The organism is Streptomyces sp. NPDC058157 (assembly GCF_042884105.1).
GTDB lineage: Bacteria > Actinomycetota > Actinomycetes > Streptomycetales > Streptomycetaceae > Streptomyces.
The window spans coordinates 1-5,676 of record NZ_JBHVUQ010000316.1; the positions used below are offsets into that span (position 1 = coordinate 1).

At 57.5% G+C, this 5,676-nt stretch carries 2 rRNA genes; both read left to right on the forward strand.

Annotation, left to right across the window (positions count from 1 at the left end):
* Nucleotides 1-186 precede the first annotated feature (186 nt).
* Nucleotides 187-1,736 (forward strand): 16S ribosomal RNA (locus ACFVXK_RS36700).
* A 175-nt stretch (nt 1,737-1,911) separates the two neighbouring features.
* Nucleotides 1,912-4,835: ribosomal RNA gene (locus ACFVXK_RS36705) — 23S ribosomal RNA — on the forward strand.
* Together the 16S and 23S rRNA genes form the textbook arrangement of a ribosomal RNA operon.
* Nucleotides 4,836-5,676 lie beyond the last annotated feature (841 nt).

Consider the following 5,676-nt stretch of genomic DNA (forward strand, 5'->3'; position numbering starts at 1 on the left):
CGCTAGGCTCCACCAAAAGTTTTTAAAAAAGTTATTGACTTTGAAGAAGTGACATTGTATACTAATAAAGTTGCTTTAACAAAGCGGACAAACAAAATGATCTTTGAAAACTAAACAAGACAAAACGTACCTGTTAATTCAGTTTTAAAAAATCGCACAGCGATGTGCGTAGTCAGTCAAACTACTTTATCGGAGAGTTTGATCCTGGCTCAGGACGAACGCTGGCGGCGTGCCTAATACATGCAAGTCGAGCGGACAGATGGGAGCTTGCTCCCTGATGTTAGCGGCGGACGGGTGAGTAACACGTGGGTAACCTGCCTGTAAGACTGGGATAACTCCGGGAAACCGGGGCTAATACCGGATGGTTGTTTGAACCGCATGGTTCAGACATAAAAGGTGGCTTCGGCTACCACTTACAGATGGACCCGCGGCGCATTAGCTAGTTGGTGAGGTAACGGCTCACCAAGGCAACGATGCGTAGCCGACCTGAGAGGGTGATCGGCCACACTGGGACTGAGACACGGCCCAGACTCCTACGGGAGGCAGCAGTAGGGAATCTTCCGCAATGGACGAAAGTCTGACGGAGCAACGCCGCGTGAGTGATGAAGGTTTTCGGATCGTAAAGCTCTGTTGTTAGGGAAGAACAAGTGCCGTTCAAATAGGGCGGCACCTTGACGGTACCTAACCAGAAAGCCACGGCTAACTACGTGCCAGCAGCCGCGGTAATACGTAGGTGGCAAGCGTTGTCCGGAATTATTGGGCGTAAAGGGCTCGCAGGCGGTTTCTTAAGTCTGATGTGAAAGCCCCCGGCTCAACCGGGGAGGGTCATTGGAAACTGGGGAACTTGAGTGCAGAAGAGGAGAGTGGAATTCCACGTGTAGCGGTGAAATGCGTAGAGATGTGGAGGAACACCAGTGGCGAAGGCGACTCTCTGGTCTGTAACTGACGCTGAGGCGCGAAAGCGTGGGGAGCAAACAGGATTAGATACCCTGGTAGTCCACGCCGTAAACGATGAGTGCTAAGTGTTAGAGGGTTTCCGCCCTTTAGTGCTGCAGCTAACGCATTAAGCACTCCGCCTGGGGAGTACGGTCGCAAGACTGAAACTCAAAGGAATTGACGGGGGCCCGCACAAGCGGTGGAGCATGTGGTTTAATTCGAAGCAACGCGAAGAACCTTACCAGGTCTTGACATCCTCTGACAACCCTAGAGATAGGACGTCCCCTTCGGGGGCAGAGTGACAGGTGGTGCATGGTTGTCGTCAGCTCGTGTCGTGAGATGTTGGGTTAAGTCCCGCAACGAGCGCAACCCTTGATCTTAGTTGCCAGCATTCAGTTGGGCACTCTAAGGTGACTGCCGGTGACAAACCGGAGGAAGGTGGGGATGACGTCAAATCATCATGCCCCTTATGACCTGGGCTACACACGTGCTACAATGGACAGAACAAAGGGCAGCGAAACCGCGAGGTTAAGCCAATCCCACAAATCTGTTCTCAGTTCGGATCGCAGTCTGCAACTCGACTGCGTGAAGCTGGAATCGCTAGTAATCGCGGATCAGCATGCCGCGGTGAATACGTTCCCGGGCCTTGTACACACCGCCCGTCACACCACGAGAGTTTGTAACACCCGAAGTCGGTGAGGTAACCTTTTTGGAGCCAGCCGCCGAAGGTGGGACAGATGATTGGGGTGAAGTCGTAACAAGGTAGCCGTATCGGAAGGTGCGGCTGGATCACCTCCTTTCTAAGGATTTTAACGGAATATAAGACCTTGGGTCTTATAAACAGAACGTTCCCTGTCTTGTTTAGTTTTGAAGGATCATTTGATTCTTCGAGATGTTGTTCTTTGAAAACTAGATAACAGAAGTAATTCACATTCAATTAGTAATGCAAGATATCACGTAGTGATTCTTTTTAACGGTTAAGTTAGAAAGGGCGCACGGTGGATGCCTTGGCACTAGGAGCCGATGAAGGACGGGACGAACACCGATATGCTTCGGGGAGCTGTAAGCAAGCTTTGATCCGGAGATTTCCGAATGGGGAAACCCACCACTCGTAATGGAGTGGTATCCATATCTGAATACATAGGATATGAGAAGGCAGACCCGGGGAACTGAAACATCTAAGTACCCGGAGGAAGAGAAAGCAAATGCGATTCCCTGAGTAGCGGCGAGCGAAACGGGACCAGCCCAAACCAAGAGGCTTGCCTCTTGGGGTTGTAGGACACTCTGTACGGAGTTACAAAGGAACGAGGTAGATGAAGAGGTCTGGAAAGGCCCGCCATAGGAGGTAACAGCCCTGTAGTCAAAACTTCGTTCTCTCCTGAGTGGATCCTGAGTACGGCGGAACACGTGAAATTCCGTCGGAATCCGGGAGGACCATCTCCCAAGGCTAAATACTCCCTAGTGACCGATAGTGAACCAGTACCGTGAGGGAAAGGTGAAAAGCACCCCGGAAGGGGAGTGAAAGAGATCCTGAAACCGTGTGCCTACAAGTAGTCAGAGCCCGTTAACGGGTGATGGCGTGCCTTTTGTAGAATGAACCGGCGAGTTACGATCCCGTGCAAGGTTAAGCAGAAGATGCGGAGCCGCAGCGAAAGCGAGTCTGAATAGGGCGAATTGAGTACGTGGTCGTAGACCCGAAACCAGGTGATCTACCCATGTCCAGGGTGAAGTTCAGGTAACACTGAATGGAGGCCCGAACCCACGCACGTTGAAAAGTGCGGGGATGAGGTGTGGGTAGGGGTGAAATGCCAATCGAACCTGGAGATAGCTGGTTCTCTCCGAAATAGCTTTAGGGCTAGCCTCAAGGTAAGAGTCTCGGAGGTAGAGCACTGATTGGACTAGGGGCCCCTACCGGGTTACCGAATTCAGTCAAACTCCGAATGCCGATGACTTATCCTTGGGAGTCAGACTGCGAGTGATAAGATCCGTAGTCGAAAGGGAAACAGCCCAGACCGCCAGCTAAGGTCCCAAAGTATACGTTAAGTGGAAAAGGATGTGGAGTTGCTTAGACAACCAGGATGTTGGCTTAGAAGCAGCCACCATTTAAAGAGTGCGTAATAGCTCACTGGTCGAGTGACTCTGCGCCGAAAATGTACCGGGGCTAAACGTATCACCGAAGCTGCGGACTGTTCTTCGAACAGTGGTAGGAGAGCGTTCTAAGGGCTGTGAAGCCAGACCGGAAGGACTGGTGGAGCGCTTAGAAGTGAGAATGCCGGTATGAGTAGCGAAAGAGGGGTGAGAATCCCCTCCACCGAATGCCTAAGGTTTCCTGAGGAAGGCTCGTCCGCTCAGGGTTAGTCGGGACCTAAGCCGAGGCCGAAAGGCGTAGGCGATGGACAACAGGTTGATATTCCTGTACCACCTCCTCACCATTTGAGCAATGGGGGGACGCAGGAGGATAGGGTAAGCGCGGTATTGGATATCCGCGTCCAAGCAGTTAGGCTGGGAAATAGGCAAATCCGTTTCCCGTGAAGGCTGAGCTGTGATGGCGAGCGAATTATAGTAGCGAAGTTCCTGATTCCACACTGCCAAGAAAAGCCTCTAGCGAGGTGAGAGGTGCCCGTACCGCAAACCGACACAGGTAGGCGAGGAGAGAATCCTAAGGTGATCGAGAGAACTCTCGTTAAGGAACTCGGCAAAATGACCCCGTAACTTCGGGAGAAGGGGTGCTCTGTTAGGGTGCAAGCCCGAGAGAGCCGCAGTGAATAGGCCCAGGCGACTGTTTAGCAAAAACACAGGTCTCTGCGAAGCCGTAAGGCGAAGTATAGGGGCTGACGCCTGCCCGGTGCTGGAAGGTTAAGAGGAGCGCTTAGCGTAAGCGAAGGTGCGAATTGAAGCCCCAGTAAACGGCGGCCGTAACTATAACGGTCCTAAGGTAGCGAAATTCCTTGTCGGGTAAGTTCCGACCCGCACGAAAGGCGTAACGATCTGGGCACTGTCTCAACGAGAGACTCGGTGAAATTATAGTACCTGTGAAGATGCAGGTTACCCGCGACAGGACGGAAAGACCCCGTGGAGCTTTACTGCAGCCTGATATTGAATGTTGGTACAGCTTGTACAGGATAGGTAGGAGCCTTGGAAACCGGAGCGCCAGCTTCGGTGGAGGCATCGGTGGGATACTACCCTGGCTGTATTGACCTTCTAACCCGCCGCCCTTATCGGGCGGGGAGACAGTGTCAGGTGGGCAGTTTGACTGGGGCGGTCGCCTCCTAAAATGTAACGGAGGCGCCCAAAGGTTCCCTCAGAATGGTTGGAAATCATTCGTAGAGTGTAAAGGCATAAGGGAGCTTGACTGCGAGACCTACAAGTCGAGCAGGGACGAAAGTCGGGCTTAGTGATCCGGTGGTTCCGCATGGAAGGGCCATCGCTCAACGGATAAAAGCTACCCCGGGGATAACAGGCTTATCTCCCCCAAGAGTCCACATCGACGGGGAGGTTTGGCACCTCGATGTCGGCTCATCGCATCCTGGGGCTGTAGTCGGTCCCAAGGGTTGGGCTGTTCGCCCATTAAAGCGGTACGCGAGCTGGGTTCAGAACGTCGTGAGACAGTTCGGTCCCTATCCGTCGCGGGCGCAGGAAATTTGAGAGGAGCTGTCCTTAGTACGAGAGGACCGGGATGGACGCACCGCTGGTGTACCAGTTGTTCTGCCAAGGGCATCGCTGGGTAGCTATGTGCGGACGGGATAAGTGCTGAAAGCATCTAAGCATGAAGCCCCCCTCAAGATGAGATTTCCCATTGCGCAAGCAAGTAAGATCCCTGAAAGATGATCAGGTTGATAGGTCCGAGGTGGAAGCCGGTAGCGCCATCCGGCCGCGCGCCCCGGGGCCCGCGCCGCCGCTCCGGACGAGGTGGCACCGCCGGGCCGCGGGGCCAGGGCCGTGGCCAGCGCGAGGGGTGAGCCCCACCGCAGGGCCAGGCGGCGTTCCTCGGCCAGCAACCGCGCCGCCAGGGGGTCCCCGGGGTCACGGGTCCGGGCGGCGGCCGAACGCCAGGGCAGCAGCGCGGGGTTGGCCGCCTGCCGGGCCAGCAGCCGGCGCCCGCACTCCAGCAGGTCGGCGAGGGCCCGGTCGCGCTCGCCCGCCGCGAGCCGGACCCGCCCGCGCGCGTAGAGGAGGTAGGCCCAGGCCAGGCCGCCCTCGGCGGCGGGCGGCAGCGGGGTCTCCAGGATCCGGGCGGCGGCGTCCGCGTCCCCCCGGCGCAGGTCCAGCAGGGCCCGCAGGGCGAGGGGGGCGGGCGCCATGAGCGGGTGCCACAGGCGGGCCGGCATGACCTCCTCGCACCGGTCGAGGGCCTCCGAGGCGGCGGCGTCCCGCCCGCCCCACAGTTCGGCGAGGCAGGTGACGACCAGGGCCGCGCCGGCGACCGGCCGGGCGTCGCGCCGTGCCGCACACACGAGGATCCCGTCGAGGGCGCCGCGGGCCTCCTCCGTGTCCCCGCTGAGGACGAGGGCGTGCGCCGCGGCCGCCCGCACGGCCGGCGGGACGTGTGCGCGGGCCTCCGGGGCCAGGGCGGCCCGGGCCAGCGCCCTGGCCCCGCCGATGTCCTCCCCCCGCTGGGCGGTCAGCCAGGCGGCCACGGCGGCCTCGGCGGCCCGCTCGGGCCGGCCGCTCCAGGAGCCGGCCGGGGGCGGCACGCGGCCGTCCTCCGCGTCGGGACGGCCCAGTTCGGCCATCGCGTAC